Source organism: Enterococcus sp. AZ015 (assembly GCF_050499225.1).
Taxonomy (GTDB): Bacteria; Bacillota; Bacilli; order Lactobacillales; family Enterococcaceae; genus Enterococcus_D; species Enterococcus_D entomosocium.
This window is the reverse complement of sequence record NZ_JBMHEX010000001.1, coordinates 3,112,581-3,132,493: the sequence shown is the minus strand read 5'-3', so window position 1 is coordinate 3,132,493 and position 19,913 is coordinate 3,112,581. Positions and strand designations below refer to the sequence as shown.

The 19,913-nt window shown below is 44.8% G+C and carries 20 protein-coding genes; 11 read left to right on the top strand and 9 right to left on the bottom strand.

The genetic code is table 11. From position 1 onward, the window contains the following. Positions 1-27: 27 nt before the first annotated feature. Positions 28-858 (top strand): endonuclease/exonuclease/phosphatase family protein, encoded by an 831-nt coding sequence (locus IGK85_RS14605; RefSeq protein WP_008379326.1) that lies wholly within the window; start codon positions 28-30, stop codon positions 856-858. A 55-nt stretch (positions 859-913) separates the two neighbouring features. Here IGK85_RS14605 and IGK85_RS14600 read toward each other — a convergent pair whose 3' ends face one another. From IGK85_RS14600 to IGK85_RS14570, 7 genes are all read right to left on the bottom strand, one after another. Then, positions 914-1,354: a hypothetical protein gene (locus IGK85_RS14600; protein WP_008379328.1), complete on the bottom strand. Its 441-nt coding sequence runs from the start codon at positions 1,352-1,354 to the stop codon at positions 914-916. Continuing rightward, positions 1,347-2,120 (bottom strand): MurR/RpiR family transcriptional regulator, encoded by a 774-nt coding sequence (locus tag IGK85_RS14595; RefSeq protein ID WP_008379329.1) that lies wholly within the window; start codon positions 2,118-2,120, stop codon positions 1,347-1,349. Before IGK85_RS14595 ends, IGK85_RS14600 begins: the two co-directional genes overlap by 8 nt. Before the next feature lie 63 nt (positions 2,121-2,183). Beyond that, positions 2,184-3,515: a 6-phospho-alpha-glucosidase gene (locus tag IGK85_RS14590; protein WP_008379332.1), complete on the bottom strand. Its 1,332-nt coding sequence runs from the start codon at positions 3,513-3,515 to the stop codon at positions 2,184-2,186. Positions 3,516-3,528: 13 nt separating this feature from the next. Continuing rightward, positions 3,529-5,121, bottom strand: coding sequence for an alpha-glucoside-specific PTS transporter subunit IIBC (locus IGK85_RS14585; protein ID WP_005233553.1), 1,593 nt, complete (start codon positions 5,119-5,121; stop codon positions 3,529-3,531). 187 nt (positions 5,122-5,308) lie between these two features. Beyond that, positions 5,309-5,980 (bottom strand): type 1 glutamine amidotransferase, encoded by a 672-nt coding sequence (locus IGK85_RS14580; RefSeq protein ID WP_005233555.1) that lies wholly within the window; start codon positions 5,978-5,980, stop codon positions 5,309-5,311. Further along, positions 5,973-7,322 carry a Mur ligase family protein gene (locus tag IGK85_RS14575; protein ID WP_008379336.1) on the bottom strand — a complete coding sequence of 450 codons (1,350 nt, stop codon included), beginning with the start codon at positions 7,320-7,322 and terminating at the stop codon, positions 5,973-5,975. Before IGK85_RS14575 ends, IGK85_RS14580 begins: the two co-directional genes overlap by 8 nt. Positions 7,323-7,520: 198 nt before the next feature. Next, on the bottom strand, positions 7,521-8,927 hold the full coding sequence (locus IGK85_RS14570; protein ID WP_008379338.1) for a TrkH family potassium uptake protein: 1,407 nt from the start codon (positions 8,925-8,927) through the stop codon (positions 7,521-7,523). Between the two features lie 391 nt (positions 8,928-9,318). On the opposite strand from IGK85_RS14570, the gene IGK85_RS14565 reads away from it, so the two are divergent. Further along, positions 9,319-10,137 carry a Cof-type HAD-IIB family hydrolase gene (locus tag IGK85_RS14565; RefSeq protein WP_008379340.1) on the top strand — a complete coding sequence of 273 codons (819 nt, stop codon included), beginning with the start codon at positions 9,319-9,321 and terminating at the stop codon, positions 10,135-10,137. Between the two features lie 183 nt (positions 10,138-10,320). Continuing rightward, complete coding sequence (locus IGK85_RS14560; RefSeq protein ID WP_337447202.1) at positions 10,321-11,115, top strand: HAD family hydrolase; 795 nt, start codon at positions 10,321-10,323, stop codon at positions 11,113-11,115. Positions 11,116-11,267: 152 nt separating this feature from the next. On the opposite strand, the gene IGK85_RS14555 is transcribed toward IGK85_RS14560, so the two are convergent. Together IGK85_RS14555 and msrA are read right to left on the bottom strand one after the other, a co-directional pair. Continuing rightward, positions 11,268-12,332, bottom strand: a complete 1,065-nt coding sequence (locus IGK85_RS14555; RefSeq protein WP_008379345.1) for an iron-containing alcohol dehydrogenase family protein — start codon at positions 12,330-12,332, stop codon at positions 11,268-11,270. A 162-nt stretch (positions 12,333-12,494) separates the two neighbouring features. After that, positions 12,495-13,013: a peptide-methionine (S)-S-oxide reductase MsrA gene (msrA, locus tag IGK85_RS14550; protein WP_008379347.1), complete on the bottom strand. Its 519-nt coding sequence runs from the start codon at positions 13,011-13,013 to the stop codon at positions 12,495-12,497. A gap of 91 nt (positions 13,014-13,104) precedes the next feature. Here msrA and IGK85_RS14545 point away from each other — a divergent pair, with 91 nt between their 5' ends. From IGK85_RS14545 to glyA, 8 genes are all read left to right on the top strand, one after another. Beyond that, positions 13,105-13,626, top strand: coding sequence for an AAA family ATPase (locus IGK85_RS14545; RefSeq protein ID WP_008379349.1), 522 nt, complete (start codon positions 13,105-13,107; stop codon positions 13,624-13,626). A 2-nt stretch (positions 13,627-13,628) separates the two neighbouring features. Continuing rightward, the gene (locus IGK85_RS14540; protein WP_005233566.1) at positions 13,629-14,054 is read left to right on the top strand and encodes a GNAT family N-acetyltransferase; all 426 of its coding nucleotides are present in this window, start codon (positions 13,629-13,631) and stop codon (positions 14,052-14,054) included. Positions 14,055-14,108: 54 nt separating this feature from the next. Further along, positions 14,109-14,690, top strand: a complete 582-nt coding sequence (locus IGK85_RS14535; RefSeq protein ID WP_008379353.1) for a GNAT family N-acetyltransferase — start codon at positions 14,109-14,111, stop codon at positions 14,688-14,690. 136 nt (positions 14,691-14,826) lie between these two features. After that, the gene (locus tag IGK85_RS14530; protein WP_005227882.1) at positions 14,827-15,411 is read left to right on the top strand and encodes a thymidine kinase; all 585 of its coding nucleotides are present in this window, start codon (positions 14,827-14,829) and stop codon (positions 15,409-15,411) included. A gap of 3 nt (positions 15,412-15,414) precedes the next feature. Further along, on the top strand, positions 15,415-16,488 hold the full coding sequence (gene prfA / locus IGK85_RS14525; protein WP_005227884.1) for a peptide chain release factor 1: 1,074 nt from the start codon (positions 15,415-15,417) through the stop codon (positions 16,486-16,488). Continuing rightward, positions 16,481-17,338: a peptide chain release factor N(5)-glutamine methyltransferase gene (gene prmC / locus IGK85_RS14520; RefSeq protein ID WP_005233577.1), complete on the top strand. Its 858-nt coding sequence runs from the start codon at positions 16,481-16,483 to the stop codon at positions 17,336-17,338. Before prfA ends, prmC begins: the two co-directional genes overlap by 8 nt. A gap of 176 nt (positions 17,339-17,514) precedes the next feature. Continuing rightward, positions 17,515-18,543 carry an L-threonylcarbamoyladenylate synthase gene (locus tag IGK85_RS14515; RefSeq protein ID WP_008379357.1) on the top strand — a complete coding sequence of 343 codons (1,029 nt, stop codon included), beginning with the start codon at positions 17,515-17,517 and terminating at the stop codon, positions 18,541-18,543. An 81-nt stretch (positions 18,544-18,624) separates the two neighbouring features. Continuing rightward, entirely contained in the window at positions 18,625-19,869 is a 1,245-nt protein-coding gene (glyA, locus tag IGK85_RS14510; RefSeq protein ID WP_008379359.1) for a serine hydroxymethyltransferase, read from the top strand. The last annotated feature ends 44 nt before the right edge of the window (positions 19,870-19,913 follow it).

The following is a 19,913-nucleotide window of genomic DNA, read 5'->3' as shown; positions in this document are numbered from 1 at the left end:
AGCAAATCGAGAGAAGGAGCCTTATTCATGAAGGTATTAACTTTGAACACCCATAGCTGGTTAGAAGAAAATCAGCTAGAAAAATGCAAAATGATCGCACAAGAAATTGCAACAGGCGACTATGACATCATCGCCTTGCAAGAAGTCAACCAAACGATTGCTGCTCAAACCATCGTTCCTGATGGGCTTTATTGCCCGACAGATACGCTGGTGGAAATCAAGGAGGACAATTTTGCTTTACGCCTAGTGGAAGAACTGCAACTGTTAGACTGTGACTACTATTGGTCATGGACCTACAGTCACGTAGGCTATGACATTTACCACGAAGGCAATGCCTTATTGTCCAAACAGCCCATCATTGCCAAAGAATATCTTGCTTCACAAGCCACGGATGTCTGGGATCATACCACGCGCAAAAACCTGAGCGGCGTGACTGAAGCCGATGGGCAGATCGTACAAGTCGTTAGCTGTCACTTTTCTTGGTGGCAAGACGGTAAATTTGCCTACGAGTGGCAACAGACAGAAGCATTTTTAGCAGAACGGGCAGATACCTTATTGATTCTAGGAGATTTCAACAACGATGCGGCCAGTTCTGGTCATCAACTCGTCCTTGACAGCTCCTTACAGCTGCAAGACAGCTTTTTAACGGCTACCGAAACGATTGGTGAAGCCTCTGTCGTTAAAGCCATTGATGGTTGGCAAGACAATCGAGAAGCATTGCGGATCGATTATGTTTTTGCATCAAAAGACCTGCAAGCAACGGAATATGAAGTCGTTTTTGACGGAACGCGTACTCCAATCGTCAGCGATCACTTTGGAATCAAAGTGGTTTTTGCTTCAAAAACAGAGCCAAACTAACATGAGCGACAGCAAAAAGCAGTGCCAACCGGCACTGCTTTTCTTTTTGGGGAAGTTAAATCGCTGATCGAACAAGGAGGAAAAAGAATAAACTCAATAAAAGAATGAATGCTAATGTCCCATAGGTAAAACTCTTTTCGCCCCAGGTTGCGTTTTCCTCCTGACTCGAAAGACTTCTTCTTGTAAAAAAGACGAGTCCTGCGCCGATGACATTCGCTGTCAGTAACTGCTGGAAGAAGATCAGGAATAAATACTGTCCCAAAAGGCCTTTTTTACTCATGGAAAACCGTTGAATAAAGTACAGGCAAGCCCCTTGCAGCAAAAGGAGACTACTTAACAAGACCCCTAAAGCGGCTAACGGTTGCGAGTTGAGGTACTGGGCAAAGGTCATCCCATGGTTGAAGGCAGTCAAGGAAAGATAAAGATAGTAAGCACCGGCGATCAAAAGCCAATAACTCAGTAAAATCAATGGAAACGCCCATTTTCGTTTAGTCATGGTTGCCCTCCTGTAAAGTGAATAGTCCGTAGGAACGGATCAAATAATCAATCAAGCAGCTCAGTCCAATCAAAGACTGGCTAGGGATTTTCTTGCGACCGATTTGAAAAAAATCGCAATAATAGGTCAGGTGAAACGTTGAATGGCGAGCAAAATAATTATCTCCTGGCGCACTCAATGTCAAAACGGGAATCTGACGAATCGCAAAAGTCGTCAGATTCTCTTTGACGTTTTCTGTTTCGCCGCTGAGTGAGGCGATGATCACACAATCTTCGGCAGTGATCATCGGCATGACCATATCAAATTCCGTTTTGTTCGGCAATACGATCACTCGTTTTTCCATAGAAAGCATCATTTTGGAAAACTCCTCCAGTGCTTTCTTTTGGGAAAACCCAGTTGGGTAGCAGTAGATGGTTTTGCTGCGGTCAAACAAGCGGTTGAGGACAGCTAAGTCTACCGTTTTTACATAGTTGAGGGTGGCGAAAATATCCTCTTGTTGTTTTTCAAAAATCGTTTTTTGCTGCGAAATCGTTGTTGCCTGTTCTTGCTGATGCCGTAGAAAATATTTGAACTCGGAATAGCCAGAAAAACCAAGTTTTTTCGTCAACCGTAAAATAGATGACTTTGAGACGTGAACCTGCTCGGATAGCTCGACGATCCCCATAGATAGAACGGTATCGCCGTGGGAAAGAATATAGTTCAGAATGCCACGGTCAAGTTCACTTAACTCTGCTTGGTGCTGTTGAATCAAATACTGTAATTTCACAAAAACCCCTCCTTATTGATTAAGTATAGCTGAAAAGCCAGGAGGGGAGGCGAAGAACGCTGGCTAGTGTAATTCTGGCCAAAAGGCTTGATTTGCTTCGATCAATTCATCGAGTAATTCTTTGGCTACACGGGCATTTGGGACCACTTTTGAAAGAATCAGTGCTTGCCACAGCTTCTGGTAAGAACCCTCTGCCCAAGCTTCCACGACTAATTTTTCTACGGCGACTTGTTGTTCCATCAATCCTTTTTGGAAGCGAGGGATCTTGCCTTGTGTGATTGGTTCTGCCCCGTTACTGCCGACGATACAAGGCACTTCCACCATTGCCTGTTCATCAAAGTTGACGATCGCTCCTTCGTTAGGCACGATCAACAGCATTCGTTCTTGCGTGTTATAAGCAATCGCTCGTGCAAGGTCAACAATGTAGCTGGCGTGTTCATCCACTTCAAGCGTGGTGTCAGTCGCTGTCTGGTTTTCTACGATGCGTTGGCATTCACCAAAGACGTGTTTTTCGCGGCCAGCCATGACTTCATTTGCCCGTGTAAAAGATGGGTTGGTGTGCGCCACTTCATCTTGAGGGAAAAAGTAATACTTCAAGTAGGTATTTGGCAAAGTGGATGGATCAACCTCGTACACTTCTTTTGCTTTGGCAAAGGTGTGCATCCAGCTGGCATCAGCATGTTGGCTCGCTTCGATTTCTTCTGGCAATGAATAGCCGTATTTTGCCACATGCGCCTGGATCTGCGGCAGCAAATCATTGCCAGCTTTGTCTCGTATATCTGTCCACCAGCCAAAGTGATTCAAGCCATAATAGCGAACCACCAACTCTTTGCGAGAAGCTAAACCGATCGCTTGCGCCATCCGTTCTTCGATTCCCACTGGCATATCACAAATATTAATGATCTTAGCATCAGGGCGCAATTTACGAGTCGCTTCTGCGACGATCGCTGCAGGATTGGAATAATTCAACATCCACGCATCAGGGGAATATTTTTCCATATAATCGACTAACTCCAATACACCGCCGATAGAACGCATCCCATAAGCGATCCCGCCAGGACCACAAGTTTCTTGGCCGACCACACCATATTTCAAAGGGATTTTTTCATCCTTTTCGCGCATCGCATACAAGCCAACTCGGATATGCGCCATCACAAAATCGACATCCTGAAACGCGGTTTCGGGATCAGTGGTTGCTAAAAAGCTGATTTCGGGTGCGCGTTCTTTCAATAAAATCTCGCAAGCTTGTGCCACTTTTTCTTGTCGTTCTTCCAAATTGTCGTAAAACTTGATTTGGCGAATCGGGAAACGATCCAAGTGTTCTAAAAGCATCAAGACGATTCCTGGGGTAAAGGTACTGCCGCCTCCAGCGATCACGATTGAAAATTTTTTCATTTTTGTTTCCTCCTTAGTCTGATACAGCTAATAATTTTTCGAATTGTTCTCTCACTTGTGGCACATCCAGGCCAACGATCACTTGGAAGGCGTTGCCGTTGCGAACGACACCATGGGCACCAGCGCCTTTAAAGATGTCATCTGGCAGCACTTGGTCTTGATCTTTGACGGTGATTCTTAGGCGAGTGGCACAATTAGTGACTTTATCGATATTGTCGCGACCGCCAAACCCTTCTAAGTAGACTGCGGCTTGTTCGGTGTAGCGATTGGCACCGGCAATCACTGGAGTTCCAGTGTTGGCTTGTTTTTCTTTGTAATCTTTTTTGGTGTATAGTTTGACTTCGCTATTGTTTTCTTCCCGTCCTGGTGTGGCTAACTTAAATTTGAGGATCAAGAAGCGGAAAACAAGGAAATAAAGCGCAGTAAAGGCTAACCCAATCACCAACTGCGTGAAGATCATACTGCGATGATTTTGAAATAGCGGAATCCAGACCTTCGCTAACAGATCGATCAAGCCGCCCCCCATATCTCCAACGACCCCGAAGGCAAACATCGTTGCCGCCATGGTCGCTGCTAAAACAGCGTGCACCGCAAAGAGGGGTGGTGAGATAAAGAGGAAGGTGAATTCCAATGGCTCAGTGATACCAGCTAAAACGGCAGTTAAAGTGGCAGGGATCAAAATCGCTAAGACTTTCTTTTTATTCTCAGGCTTGGCTGTGAAATAAAAAGCAGCAGCGATCCCCGGTGCAGCAAAGATCTTAGAATTGCCATGTAAAGCAAAGCCCCCTTCAGGGAAAAGCTCTTTCAATGGTCTGGTGGATTGGGCAAATTCTTGTAAATGTGCCATCCAGTATTTGGAGATTCCTTCTTCGACGACAGCAGGACCAAAAACAAAGGGGGTATACACGAAATGATGGAGACCTGTGGGGATCAATATTCGCTCTAAGAAAGTATAGAGCCAGACCCCAAAGACCCCAGCACTTGCTAGAAACCCTTGCATGGACCCAATGCCAGCTTGGACTTTCGGCCAAATCAATGCAATCAAGAAAGCGACTGGCAACATCAAAAAGAATCCAAGGATCACGACAAAGGAAGAGCCTTGGAAGATTCCGAGAAAATCAGGCAGCTTCGTATCGAAAAACTTGTTGTGAAGATAGACGACGATCGCCGAAATAAAAATTGCTCCGATAATACCAGTATCTAATGTTTTGATGCCGGCGATCATTTTCAAGCCACTCTCACCGCCGGGATCAGCTGCAAAGTTGACACCGAAGAAGTGACCAAAGTACTCGATCATGCCAGAAATAAAATAATTACAAGTAATATAGACGACAAAGGCTTCCATTGCCGCTCGCGCATTGGCTTTTTTTGCGAGACCGATCGGTAATCCAATAACAAATAGTAATTCCATTTGGTTGAAGACCGTCCATGCACCGTTTTCAATGATCGTCCAAATGTTGAACCAAGTAGAGCCTTCAGTGGCGATGCTCCCCACAAGCATCGGATTTTTAAAGATAATACACAGCGCGACCATGATCCCCGAAAATGAAAACAAGAGGACCGGGGTAAACATCGCACCGCCAAACCGCTGAACTTTTTCCATCATAATTTCTTAACATCTCCTTTCAATTTTTACTACAACCTCAGTATAGAAAAGAAAGATAGCGGTTACAATAAAGTGAGGCGGCATAGGAACGTAGAAGCAAACAAAGAGAAAAGGTAGCAACTGCGGGGAAATTTCCCATAAAAAAACAAACCTGCGAAAAACAGGTTTGTTTGCTAAGTACGTGTATTTAAATTTCGACGTTGCCATAACGATTGGCAAGGGCGGTGCGGATCAAGCGCTCTGCCAAATGCTCATTTCTTGCGAGAAGCGGTCCGTGGAAGTAAGAGCCGAACACATTGCGGTAAACCACGCCTTCGGTTTGGTCTTCGCCATTGTTTCCTTGTCCTTGGATGACTTTCCCCAATGGTTTTTCCCCTTTACCTAAGAAAGTACGGCCATTATGGTTTTCAAAGCCATAATAGGTCTCATCGAATTCTTCATTGTGGATCACGATGTCACCGATGAACCGGTTGTTTTCTTGGCTTAAGGTGTAATGATCCAAGGCACCGATCCCCTTGATTTTCTCGCCGTTGGCACCGATGTAGTAATGACCCAGCAATTGATAGCCGCCGCAGATCGCCAGCATCACGCCATCATTTTCGATATAGCTGGTCAGGGCTTCTTTTTTTGATTGGATATCTTGTGAAACGATCACTTGTTCAAAATCTTGTCCGCCACCGAAGAAGACGAGATCATATTTTTCAGGATCGAAGGGCTCGTGAATGCTGACGACTTCTGCGTTGAAGGTCACGCCTAGTTTTTCGGCCACGTAGCGCAACATCAAGAGATTGCCGTTGTCGCCGTAAGTATTCAAAAGATTTCCATACAAGTGGGCAACATTCAGTTGATACTTAGTCACGACTCATTCCTCCTTTGATATAGCCTTTTTCCGCAAGCTTTTTGCGTAGCTGCAGGACTGCAGTGTAAGTCGCTAAAATATAGACTTTTTCTGTTGGTAAGTCTGCAATTTGCTTGATGACGTCATCAAGTTCAGGGGTTTCAATGATTTTCTCTTCAGGGATCCCCGCAACTTTTAACCGCAACGCCATATCTTTGTGACGATCACCACCAGCGATCACTTGAGGAATCCCCATATCGGCAAACGCTTCATGGTCGCCATCCCAGATCCAGCTGACGTCGATCCCATCTGCGTAGTTGGCATTCAACAAGCTGACTAGTGAGAAAGGATAGGGCGACAGGCCGATCATATCGATGACTTGGTTCAAACCAACAGGGTTTTTAACTAAAACTAACGTACATTCTTTGTCCCCGATGCGGATCACTTCTTGGCGGCCAAAGACTTTTTCGTCATAGGCCAAACCAGATTTGATTTTTGCAGGTGCTACGCCATAATATTCCGCAACCGCAGTTGCCGCCAGCGCATTGTAGACATTGTACATCCCACCAACTTCGATGCGATAGTCATTGCCATCGATCACAAAATCAGCAGAGGTGTTGTCCATTGCAGTCATTTCCGTCAGTTTATAATCCAATTCTGGTCGATGGAAGCCGCAATTTGGGCAGTAGTATTTCCCAAGATTGGCATAGGTGATCATTTTATAATGCAAAATGTGATGACACTCAGGACACAACACGCCATCCGTATTGTAATGGGCCATCTGCTCTTCATCTGGCAAATGATCAAATCCATAGTATTTCCGCGGATTGACAGTTGCCACCGAATTGAACAGTGGCGAATCCCCATTGCAGAGGATCATTGCTTCCGGTGAGTTTGCGGCACCTTCAACGATCATTTTATAGGTCGTATAGATCTCGCCATAACGGTCCATTTGATCGCGGAAAATATTGGTGAAAACGAACAATTCCGGTTTGATGTACTTCGTTACTTTGCTGAGACTGGCTTCATCAATTTCTAAAACCGCAAATTTTTTGCCTTTTTTAGGGCGTGCCGATAGAAAGGTTGAAACGATCCCTTGGACCATATTGGCACCGGTGGGGTTCGTCAATACTTCATCAAATTCTTGGCGCAAAATATTGACAGTCAAGGCAGTCGTCAATGTTTTGCCGTTGGTGCCTGTGATCACGACGACTTGGTAATCTTTCGCCAAATGATCTAATATATGTGGATCAACTTTTAATGCTAATTTACCAGGCAGGCTTGAGCCACCTTTGAAAAAGTTCTTTAATACCCATTGAGAGGTCTTACCGACTGAAACAGCCAGATGACTTCGTATTCCCATAATGTAACCCTCCATTAGAGCGAATGCTTTCGTTGTGCAAATTCAATTTATCATACCATATACCAAGAAAAAGGTTAAATTGCTTTTGCGATTCTTTAAATTTCTACAAAGACCATTCTGATAAATGGCTCTTTTACTTGCGATGATCAAAGGCTTGAAAAGCAAAACAGCAAACCTTCTGTCAGGTTTGCTGCTGCTTTAACCGATAATGATTTTTTCCGTTGGGTACTCGTAGCCTAAGTCACGTGTTTCTTTTGGTACGAATAACATCAAAGTGTACAGCATACCGACACGGCCAATAAACATCAAAAGAGCAATCACGAGTTTGCCAATAGTTGATAAATCGCCCGTGATTCCTAAAGAAAGTCCTGTGGTTCCAAAGGCCGAGGAAACTTCAACAATGATGGCAATCAAAGGGATATCCTCGATGGCGGTCAAGAATAAGACACAAAAGAAGCACATGCCCATCGAAAGCATGAAGACTACCACCGATTTGCGGACGTCATCTTGATCGATCCGGCGACCAAAGATATTGATATTATCCTCACTTTTTAAGAAGGCATAGAGGTACAGCCCAATGATGGCAATGGTCGTCGTCCGAATCCCGCCACCAACAGAACTGGGACTACAACCAATAAACATCAGCAAGGAGAAAACGATCAACGTCGTGGTTTGGAAGTTGCCTAAGTCATGGATCTGCAAGCCAGCATTCCGCGTTGTCATAGAATAAAACATGCTGTTCATCCACATACCGCTAAAGCTGTAATCTTTGAATAAATAATCTTTCTCAAGGAAAAAAATCGCCAATGTGCCGCCGACAAAGAGGATCACGAAAGCCAAAACAGCAATTTTTGTGAATAAAGAAAAGCGAAACGGCAAGCGGCGGCGTTGTTTTTTCATTTTAAAAAGGACCCATTCCCGAAAGTCCATGATCACTGGAAATCCGATCCCCCCGATAAAAATCAAAATCATGATACACGTCAGGAAGAAATAATCATGGGAAAACGGCAAGATGGAATTGCCCGTCACATCAAACCCTGAGTTGGTCACAGCAGAGATCGCTTGATAAAACCCATAAAAGATCGCGTCACGCCAATTGTCATAATACCCGTAAAGATGAAAATAAACAGCGAAGATCGTACCTGCTACCAACTGACAAACTAAAATGATGGTAAACGTCGTTCGAATCATCCGAACGATCCCGCTAAGCTTTGGCTGGTTCATATCTGTCATGATCAATTGGCGCTGCTTTAAACTGATTTTGCGCCGTGAAACGATCGCAAAAAAGGTCGAGATCATCATGATCCCTAAACCACCAACTTGAAAGAGGACTTCCAATAAAATGACCCCGCGGTCGTTAAATACGTCATTGATCGGGAAGGTAGTCAACCCTGTGACACTGACCGTGCTGACCGCCATAAAGAACAGATCGATAAACGCGACATGAGAGCCCGGTTCCCGAAAGAAGGGAAGTGAAAAAAGCCCCAAAGAGACCACCGTCATCACGATATAATAAAAAACAATCACTTGGATTGAAGATACATTCTGGGAAATAAACGTCTTGCTCCTGCGCTGCGTCAAGCGAGCAAAGCGGGTAAAGTTCATAACAAAAACCCCTCACTAATTAAACTATCCCCAGTATACCAAAGAACCAAGTAGATTTGAAAGAAAGCAGGATAGAATTTATGTGGGGCAGAAATTGCGCAAGGAAACGTTTCTGGAGTGATTCTTTTCATTCGGGCAAAGGAGCCGCCAATCAATCCTTGTGTTTGGCAGCGATGGTCTGCCTTTGAATGATCTTCAATCATTGTAAGGATTTTTGAAAAGGTAGGCACGATTGAATGGTGTAAAGCAGTAGTCTCTTTTTTGAGAGGCACTATCCCTTCAATCGATTTTTTAGCAAGAAAAAGGATGCGGAAGTTGTATATACATGTTAAAATAATAATGTAAGAAAAACGCTTTCTTTAATAAAGAAAGCCAGAATGGAGAGAAGTAGATGAATGCCAACCCTTATGATATCAAGTTAGTAGCTGTCGATATGGATGGAACCTTTATGCGCACGGATTATACGTATGATGTTCCCCGCTTCAAGGCCGTGTTGGGCCGCATGAAAGCAGTCGGCTGTCAGTTTGTCGTTGCCAGCGGCAATCAGTATTACCAGTTGCGGGCTCAATTTCCCGGCTATGATCACGAGCTGAGTTTTGTTGCAGAAAACGGAGCACTTGTCAAAGACAAAGAAACAGTGCTTTTTGCAGCGGACATTCCCCGAGAAACGGTTTTCGCAACCTTAGATTTATGTAAAAAATACTCCGAAGTTAAAAATGTAATGTGTGGGCTCAATAGTGCTTATTGTGAACGGGGAACGGTCAGTGATGCTTTTTTTGAATTAACAAATAAGTATTACCACAAATTGCAATGGGTCGATGACTTTGCCCAAGTAGAGGACACGATCCTGAAATTTGCCCCAACCGTTCCTGTCGAAAAAACGGCCTATTATTCGGAACTATTTCAAAAAGAACTAGCTGGTTTGCTAGTGCCAACAGGCAGTGGGCATGGTTCCGTGGATCTGATCGTGCCTAACTGCCACAAAGCATCAGGATTGGCACGCTTGGTAGAGCGATGGGGGATCACTCCTGAGCAATGTGTCGCTTTTGGCGATGGCGGCAATGATTTGGAAATGTTAGCCTATTGCCAGAGAGGCTATGCGATGGACAATGCGCCAGAAAACGTCAAAGCCGTTGCCACCGCTGTCTGTCCCTCAAATGATGAGGATGGAGTATTAGTCACATTGGATCAGCTGTTCCCGATAGTCTAGGCGTTCTTTAAGATTCTTAAAAATAGGTAAGTATTCCGATCAATTTTCACGATTTCAGAAGAAAACGCTGGCAATTTATGAGAAGATAAAAGAAATAAAAGATAACAGCGACGATCCGCACGGAACAATAGAGAGAAAAGCGCATCAATTTTTTTGAAAATCGAGACGGAAATGGGGAAGATCATGAAGAACGTGAAAATTATTTTTTTTGATGTTGATGGCACACTGATCGACATGAACAAAAAGCAAATCTCTGAAAGAATGTTAGCCACATTAAAAGCCTTGAAGAAGCAAGGGATCCTGTTGTGCATTGCGACTGGCAGAAGTCCCATCGCGTTGCCGCAATTTGAAGGCGTGACCTTCGATGCGTTTTTGACCTTTAACGGATCGTATTGTTTTAATCAAGCCGAGGGGATCCACCAAAACCCCATTCCTAAAAAAGATGTTCAGCAAATCATAGAAAATGCGACGGCGCTCAAGCGTCCAGTAGCAATCGCAACGAAGGATCGTACCGTTGCCAATGGCAAAGATGCTGATTTAGTTGAGTATTTTTCCTTTGCTCACCAAGAAGTGATCGTGGCAGAAGATTTTGAAGAGTTGATCCAACAGCAAGACATTTTCCAAGTGATGTTAGGTTCAGGGAAAGAAGACTACGCCAAAGTGATGGCAAATACTACAGAGGCGAAAATCACCGCCTGGTGGGATCGGGCAGTCGATATTATTCCAGCCAGCAGCGGGAAAGGAAGCGGCATTGCCAAAATGCTGGCTTACTATGGCTTGGATAAATCCGAAGCCATTGCCTTTGGGGATGGCAACAATGACATTGAGATGCTGGAGGCAGTTGGTTGGGGTCTAGCAATGGCCAATGCTTCGGATGAGTTAAAAGCGATCGCTGACGAAGTGATTGGTCACGTAGCCGAGGAAGGTATTTATCAATACTGCTTAGAAAACGGGTTGCTGGGTGAAGCCGTGCAGTGATGGGCAATGCGTCAGTTGCTGTTGCCCGCTAAGAACATGCGCAGCCAGGATTGCTACTGCGTGTCAGTTTGATCAAATAAAAAAACTGTTTCCGAAATGCATTAGGGAAACAGTTTTTTATTGATATAAAGTTGTTTAGCAATTTGTACGGTTTACAGCGCCTCTACTGCTTCGATCGCCTGATAGACTTTTTCGGGTGTGATCGCAGGATCGATCAAAATAAAGGTTTCTTCTTCCTTGACAGCATAGGTCAGAACCGAGGCGAAGTAATCCCGATCAAGGCGCGTCACGTGGAGATCCTTCAGCTTCATCGGCAAGTGCAAAGCTTCGTAAAACGGCCGTAATTCTTCAATCACATCAAAATCATTGGTATAGGCAAGCTGGACCCAAATGCAGTAGGCGACTTTATTGCCGTGCAAGACACTATGGGTCTCATTCAAATAAGACAAGCCGTCATGCAGCGCATGCGCACCGGACGTGCGGCCAAACTCTACTGCAAAACCGCCAACTTCGCCTGCCAAAGCAATGATCGCGTCGGTGATGCGGGCAAAGGCGGGTGTCAGCTGCCCAGCTTCTAGGTCTTTGACAGCTTGGATCGCATCGGCAATCAGCAAGTTTTTGATCAAAAGAGCGCTTTGGAAACCTAGCCGTACTAAGGCAGTCTTGTCGTCTTCTGCCATGTTGCGGAAGATGGCTTCCATTTCATAATATTTGGCTAAGGTATCAGCGATCCCTGCGATAAAGTAATCAACAGGTGTGGCTAGTAAAAAACGGGTGTCGACGATCGTCATGTAGGCACCTTTTTTGGCATAGTCGATTTTACAAATCGTATGATCGGGGTAATAGGCGACGATCACCGGGGTAAAGGGCGCACAGTTGGAAACCAATGTAGGGATCACGATCAGCTCTGCGCCAAGGGTTTGAGCGGTGATTTTTGCTGTATCAGCGACCTTGCCGCCGCCGATTGCCACCACGGCATCTGCTTGCTGGATCGCTTCAGCTAAGGTTTGCGCATTTTCATAACTCGATGATCCATCGTAGCGGTAGATCGGGTAGTCAAATGAATGAGGGTAATAGTTCGAAAACACATCGAATGACTGCTCCCCAGTAATTACTGCTACCTCTTGGAACTCTCGTAAATACTCCGGCAAATCAGTTAAGACCCCATCGCCCGTAATATAACGGTTTGGACCTGGACGGACTTCATTAGCTAACATCAAACAAACACTCCTTTATAATCGTCAGAATTTTCTAATCAGTGTAGCGCGAAAATGCCCTGACTGTCAATTTCCTTTTTGGGAAAAAACAGAAAACAGCCGATCTGCTGACGAGGCAGATCGGCTGTTAGTGATGAATTGTAAGGAACGTTTTCCAAAATGTTAAGCCCAGTTTTGGCGAATAAAGCCGGCTCGACCGGAGCCTTCGCTATAAGCATTGTAATGGGCTGCATTTTTTTTGTAAAAATCTTGATGATAATCTTCTGCAGGATAAAAAGGTTCTGCTGGTTCGATCTTCGTTACGATCGGACGGTCAAAGCGGCCGCTAGCTTGCAACTGCGCCTTTGATTTTTCCGCAATCGCTTTTTGTTCTTCACTATTGTAAAAAATCACTGGACGATAGGAATCACCACGGTCGGCAAACTGACCAAACGCATCCGTGGGGTCTGTCTGCTGCCAATAGATGGCAACTAATTCTTCATAAGAGATGACTTCAGGATCAAAGGTGATTTCAACTGCTTCGGTGTGACCGGTGGTACCTGTCGTTACTTGTTGGTAGGTTGGGTTAGGGACATGGCCGCCAGTAAAGCCCGAAACCACTTTGAGGATGCCTGGCTGTGAATCAAAAGGCTTCACCATGCACCAAAAACAACCACCAGCAAAAATTGCCGTATCATTCATAGGTATTCCTCCTTTGCTTCTATGGTATGCTTCTAGTAGAGAAAAACAAGAGATATGCTTAGATAACTTACTAACGAAGAAGGGACCGCCCATGGAAAGCATGTTAATTTTACTACGGGGGAATTCTGGCAGCGGAAAAACCACTATTGCCAAAGCTGTTCAGCACGTTTTTGGGGAAGAGGCAGTGCTGATTTCACAAGATGTTTTTCGGCGAGAAATTTTTTGTGTCAAAGATACCCCTAATAATTTAGCCAGCGGTTTGATGAAAGAAGCTGTCCTATATGCGAAGGGGAAAGTGCCGATGATACTTGTTGAGGGGATTTATTCTCGTGAAAAATACCAAGACTTTCTCGACTTTCTAATGAAACTCTTTCCCCAAAAAAAGCTAGTTTATTATTTTGATCTTTCTTTCGAGGAAACGGTCAAAAGACATCAGACCCGAATGCAGCGAGACTATTTTTCCGAGGAAGCGATGCGTAAATGGTGGCTTGAGCGAGACTTGCTTTTCCCAAAAGGATCTTCAGAGGAAAGACTGATCAAAGAAGGCCTAACGATAGCAGAAACGGTCGATCAGATCATCGCAGATTATCAAGAAACAAGAAGGAGTGATTGAATATGGCGCGAATCATTGAACAAGGAACAGACCAAGAATTGGCTGCGTTAGAAACAGCATTAACAGCATACACAAAGCATCAAAAACCATTTACACAAACAGAGACCTATCAGAACTTTAGCAGTGTAATCAAAAAAGAGGGTGTGGTGATTGCTGGCGGTATTGCCTACGCCTCAATGTATCATATCGGCTATCTTGACACCCTGTGGGTCAAAGCATCCGAGCGGGGAAAAGGGTATGGCAAGCAGATTCTTACGGATCTTGAACAGCAGTTGAAAGCATTTGGCTGTGAAAATTGCCAGACGGCGACTTTTGATTTCCAAGCACCAGATTTTTATCAGCGAGTGGGCTATGAAGAAATCGGGAGAATCGCCCATACGCAAAATCAGCTAACAGAAATTTTTCTAGTAAAGAAATTACGTGATTGAATCCCAAAGAAACCGTTGAACAAGGACGAAACCAAGGAAAGAGAGGCACAACCAATGTTAGATAAATCAATTCCATATGCAGAAATCTGGATGAAGCGAGCACACAAAAGCACACCGATCCAGCCCATTCAATCCGATAACTATTCGCTACGCAGCTACCAAGCAGGAGACGAAAGGCACTGGGCACGGATCGAAACATCCGTCGGAGAGTTTGACAATGAGGAAGAGGCATTGGCGTATTTTGAAAAAGAATTTATGCCCGAGCAAGCACAGCTAGGACAGCGAATGTTTTTTGCCCTTGATCAAACAGGTACACCGGTCGGCACGGCTACCGCTTGGAAAAAAGCCAAGCAAGACGGTACACCGGTTCCGCTAGTCCATTGGGTAGCAGTAATGCCGCAAGCTCAACGTCAAGGGATCGCTCGCGGCTTGGTCACGCAAGTCGTTTCTGTCTTAGAGGCAGCCAACGAGCCGATGTATCTTCATACGCAAACGTGGAGCCACGCAGCAATCAAGCTCTACCAGCAGCTCGGTTTTGTGATCATTGCAACGGATATCAATGGGAATGAAAATCCAGAATATCCACTGGCTTGTCAAGTATTGGCAGAAGTGGCCAGAAAAGCCAGAAATGATTAAGAAGTACCGGCAGCAAAAAATCCGTTAACTTTTCGTAAAACTCTTGCGTAAAAGGCGGCGTGTGTCGAATTTAAGTCTGTAAAAATTCTCCTTTTTCAAGTATAATACCAAAGGAGTATGAGGAAGGATGGGCGAGATGGCACAGCTTTTTTTTAAATATGGCGCAATGAATAGTGGGAAAACGATCGAGATACTGAAAGTTGCTCACAACTATGAAGAACAAGACAAACCAGTCGTGATCATGACAAGTGGATTGGACACGAGAAGCGGCGTGGGAAATGTTTCGAGTCGCATCGGCTTAGAGCGAGACGCGATCCCGATTTTTGATGAAACGGATCTATTTCATTTGATCAAAGACCTCGGTTATAAACCTTATTGTATTTTGATCGACGAAGCACAGTTCCTAAAGAAGCATCACGTGCTGGCTTTCACCAAAATCGTGGATGAGTTAGGTATTCCTGTAATGGCCTTTGGCTTGAAAAATGATTTCCGCAATGAATTATTTGAAGGCTCAAAATACTTGCTGCTTTACGCAGATAAAATCGAAGAGATGAAAACCATCTGCTGGTTCTGTCATAAAAAAGCAACCATGAACTTGCACTATATCGACGGAAAACCCGTTTACGAGGGCGATCAAGTACAAATCGGCGGCAATGAAGCGTATTATCCAGTTTGCCGCAAGCATTACTTTCACCCGGGAATGAAAAAAGAAGGAGAATAATCAATGTACGATCAGTTACAAGCAATCGAAGACCGTTACGAAGAATTAGGCGAATTACTAAGTGATCCAGCCGTGATCTCTGACACCAAACGCTTCATGCAGCTTTCAAAAGAAGAAGCCAATACACGGGAAACGGTGGAAGTCTACCGCCGTTACAAAGAAGTCGTTGAAGGAATCAAGGACACTGAAGAAATGCTTGGGGAAAACCTAGATGCAGAAATGGCTGAGATGGCCAAAGAAGAACTCTCTGACTTGAAAAAAGAAAAAGACGTTTTAGAAGAACGCATCAAGATTTTGTTGTTGCCAAAAGACCCGAATGATGACAAAAACATCATCATGGAGATCCGTGGTGCAGCAGGCGGCGACGAAGCAGCCTTATTTGCTGGCGATCTTTTCAATATGTATCAAAAATATGCGGAAAACCAAGGCTGGAAAGTCGAAGTCATGGATGCCAACGTCACTGGGATCGGCGGCTACAAAGAAGTCATCATGATGATCACTGGCGACAACGTCTTTTCAAAATTGAAATATGAGAGCGGCGCCCACCGAGTGCAAAGGGTACCGTCTACCGAATCACAAGGCCGAATCCATACGTCTACGGCAACGGTCGTGGTTATGCCTGAAGCAGAAGAAGTCGAAATCGATATCGCAGACAAAGATATTCGTACCGATATTTACCATGCCTCTGGTGCCGGTGGTCAGCACGTTAACAAAACAGCTTCTGCTGTTCGTTTGACTCACTTGCCAACTGGGATCGCTGTTGCGATGCAAGATGAGCGTTCACAGCTGAAAAACCGTGAGAAAGCGATGAAAGTCTTGCGGGCACGGGTCTATGACCAAATGCAGCAAGAAGCACAAAGCGAATACGATGCAAACCGTAAATCAGCAGTGGGTACCGGCGATCGTTCTGAACGGATCCGGACCTATAACTTCCCGCAAAACCGCGTAACAGATCACCGTATCGGGTTGACTATTCAAAAATTGGATCAAATTTTAGCTGGAAAACTCGATGAAATTGTTGATGCACTGATCGTTTACGATCAAACATCAAAATTAGATGAGATGCAAAATGGCTAAAACCTATCGAGAAGTCCTTTCACGGGCTTCTTCTTTTTTAGAAACGAAAGGACTGGACGGGTATGCGATCCAATACCTGTTTTTACAGCGAAAAAACTGGCAGCAACTCGATTGGCTGCTGCAGATGGACCAACCCATCCTAAGGGAAGATGAGGCACAGATCGCAGCAGATCTTGAACAGTTGCTACAGCATGAACCCCCGCAATATTTATTGGGGTATGAAGAATTTTATGGTCATCGCTTAAAAGTGACCCCTGCAACCTTGATCCCGCGTCCAGAAACCGAAGAGCTGGTGGAAAACTGTCTGGCAAAACTACCAGCAGATCAGCCGCTACGAGTCGTTGACATTGGCACGGGTACAGGAGCGATCGCCATTGCCTTAAAATTGGCACGTCCCCAGTGGTCGGTAAGTGCCGTGGATCTTTCAGCAGAGGCGTTAGCTGTTGCTAAAGAAAATGCGACAGCCTTAGGTGCGGAGATCCGCTTTTTCCAAGGAGATACCTTGGAGCCTGTGGCAGATCAGCAATGGGATCTGATCGTTTCCAACCCGCCGTATATCAGCGCTGAAGAGTGGCCGCTGATGGATATCAGCGTACGGGAAAAAGAACCTAAAATGGCGCTTTTTGCTCAAGAACAAGGATTGGCGATCTATAAGCAATTAGCACAGCAAGCACCGAAGTGTTTGGCACCAAGTGGGCAAATGGCGCTGGAAATCGGCTTCCAGCAAGGACAAGCTGTTCAACAGCTTTTTGCAGCCGCTTTTCCCAACAAAGAAGTTACCGTAGTAAAAGATCTTGCGGGTCAAGATCGGATGGTGTTTGTCAGTCATCCACAAGATGTGGATAAATAAATTTTTTTTGCTACAGAAAAAGTGCAAAAACCTTATGAAATGAACAATTTGGGAATAAATGGAGTTATAAACAAGGTTATCCACACTTGACAAACGACTTATCCACAAAATGTGGATAAGAAACGAGAAAATGTTGATAAGTGTGGAAACTTCTCAAAAAAGGATGTGGATAAATTGTGGAAACAAAAATTTTTGATCAATCAAAGTTAAACGAAGCAGCAGCTATCTTAGCTGAGGGGGGATTAGTGGCGTTCCCGACGGAAACTGTCTATGGACTAGGGGCTAGCGCGCTTTTGCCAAAGGCTGTTGCGCAAGTGTATCAAGTCAAAGGACGACCTAGTGACAACCCTTTGATCGTTCATATTGCCGAGCCAGAGCAGTTGGAACCGTTTGTGGATAACAAGCATCCTTTTGCTGATAAATTGATGGAAACTTTCTGGCCTGGGCCCCTAACCTTGATCTTTTCGATCAAAAAAGACAGCTTACCTAGCATCGTTACTGGCGGCTTATCCACAGCGGCGTTTCGGATGCCCAACAACACCAAGACGTTAGCGTTGATCAAACAAGCCCAACAGCCATTGGTTGGTCCTAGCGCAAATACATCTGGTAAACCAAGCCCAACATCAGCTGCGCATGTTCAGCATGATCTGGCAGGCAAAATCGCTGGCATCTTGGACGATGGGGTGACACAGATCGGTGTCGAATCAACGGTCTTAGATTTGAGTGACCCAACGGCACCGCCGATCATCTTACGCCCTGGTGCAATCTCTAAAGAACAGCTTGAAGCAGTCTTACAAACAAAAGTCCTCGTCGATCAGCATTTAGTAACAGAAAGTGAAGCACCCAAAGCGCCAGGCATGAAATACAAGCACTATGCACCGAATACCAACGTCATGATGGTCAATGACCAAGATTGGTCGGCAGCCATGGCTTGGGCGAGAGAACAGCAGCTTAAGGTAGGTGTTTTAGCTGGACCGACGATCGCCGAGCAGGTCCGCTTCGAAGCTGCAGCCATCTATTTATTTTTTGATGACAGTGTGGAAGCTGCGACAAAAGGGCTGTTTGCGGGGTTACGGGCGTTAGATGAATCGATTGCTGAGCTAGATGTCTTATTTGCACCCACGTTTCCAGAAAGCGGCTTAGGGGCTGCTTATATGAATCGGTTGAAAAAAGCTGCAAATCAAAGTTTCTTTCAAGAAAATTAGCAAAAAACCAGAATTCATTATAGGTAGCTTATGAAGAAATGTGATACAATGCTACCATTAAGGTAAAGGGGTGTTGTAAGCATGGATTATCAAACGTTTGATCCCGAATTGTGGCAAGCGATCGAAAAAGAAACGAATCGTCAACAAAACAATTTGGAATTGATTGCGTCTGAAAATATCGTTTCAGAAGGTGTAATGGCTGCGCAAGGTAGTATTTTGACAAATAAATACGCTGAAGGTTATCCAGGTCGTCGTTACTATGGCGGCTGTGAATTTGTTGATGTGGTAGAAAACTTAGCAATTGAACGGGCGAAAAGTATTTTCGGTGCGGCATATGCCAATGTTCAACCGCATTCTGGTTCTCAGGCCAACACAGCAGCTTATTTAGCGTTGATCGAAACAGGCGATACAGTATTAGGGATGGATCTTTCCGCAGGCGGTCATTTGACCCATGGCTCACCAGTGAATTTCAGCGGCAAGACCTATAATTTTGTTAGTTATGGTGTTGATCCTGCAACAGAAGTCATTGACTACAATGTCGTTCGTATTTTGGCGCGCAAGCATCAACCGAAACTGATCGTTGCCGGTGCCAGTGCTTACTCACGTACAATCGATTTTGCGAAGTTCCGTGAAATCGCTGATGAAGTTGGCGCAAAATTGATGGTGGATATGGCGCATATCGCTGGTTTAGTAGCGGCTGGTCTTCATCCAAACCCAGTTCCTTATGCGGATATCACGACTTCTACGACCCATAAAACATTACGCGGCCCTCGAGGCGGCTTGATTTTAACAAATGATGAAGATTTAGCGAAAAAAATCAATAGTGCCGTTTTCCCTGGTATTCAAGGCGGCCCATTAGAGCACGTGATTGCAGCGAAAGCTGTTGCATTTAAAGAAGCACAAGATGCGTCGTTCAAAGAGTACTCTGAACAAGTCATTCGCAATGCGCAAGCAATGGCGAAAGTCTTCAACCAAGCACCACAAGCCCGCTTAGTCTCTGGTGCAACAGACAATCACCTATTATTGATCGATGTGCGTGGCTTTGATTTGAACGGAAAAGAAGCAGAAGCATTGCTGGATCAAGTCAATATCACCGTCAATAAAAACTCGATTCCTTTCGAATCATTAAGTCCTTTCAAAACGAGTGGGATTCGCGTGGGGACACCAGCGATCACTAGTCGTGGCTTTAAAGAAGAAGATTGTGTCGAAGTGGCGAAATTGATCGTCAAAGTTTTAGAAAAACCAAATGATGAAGCCGTCTTGGCAGAAGTAGCGGCGCAAGTCAAAGAATTGACGGACAACTATCCACTTTACAAAAACAAATAAAATGGGACTGTGACAGAAGTTAAGGTCAGACAAGATGTCTCACG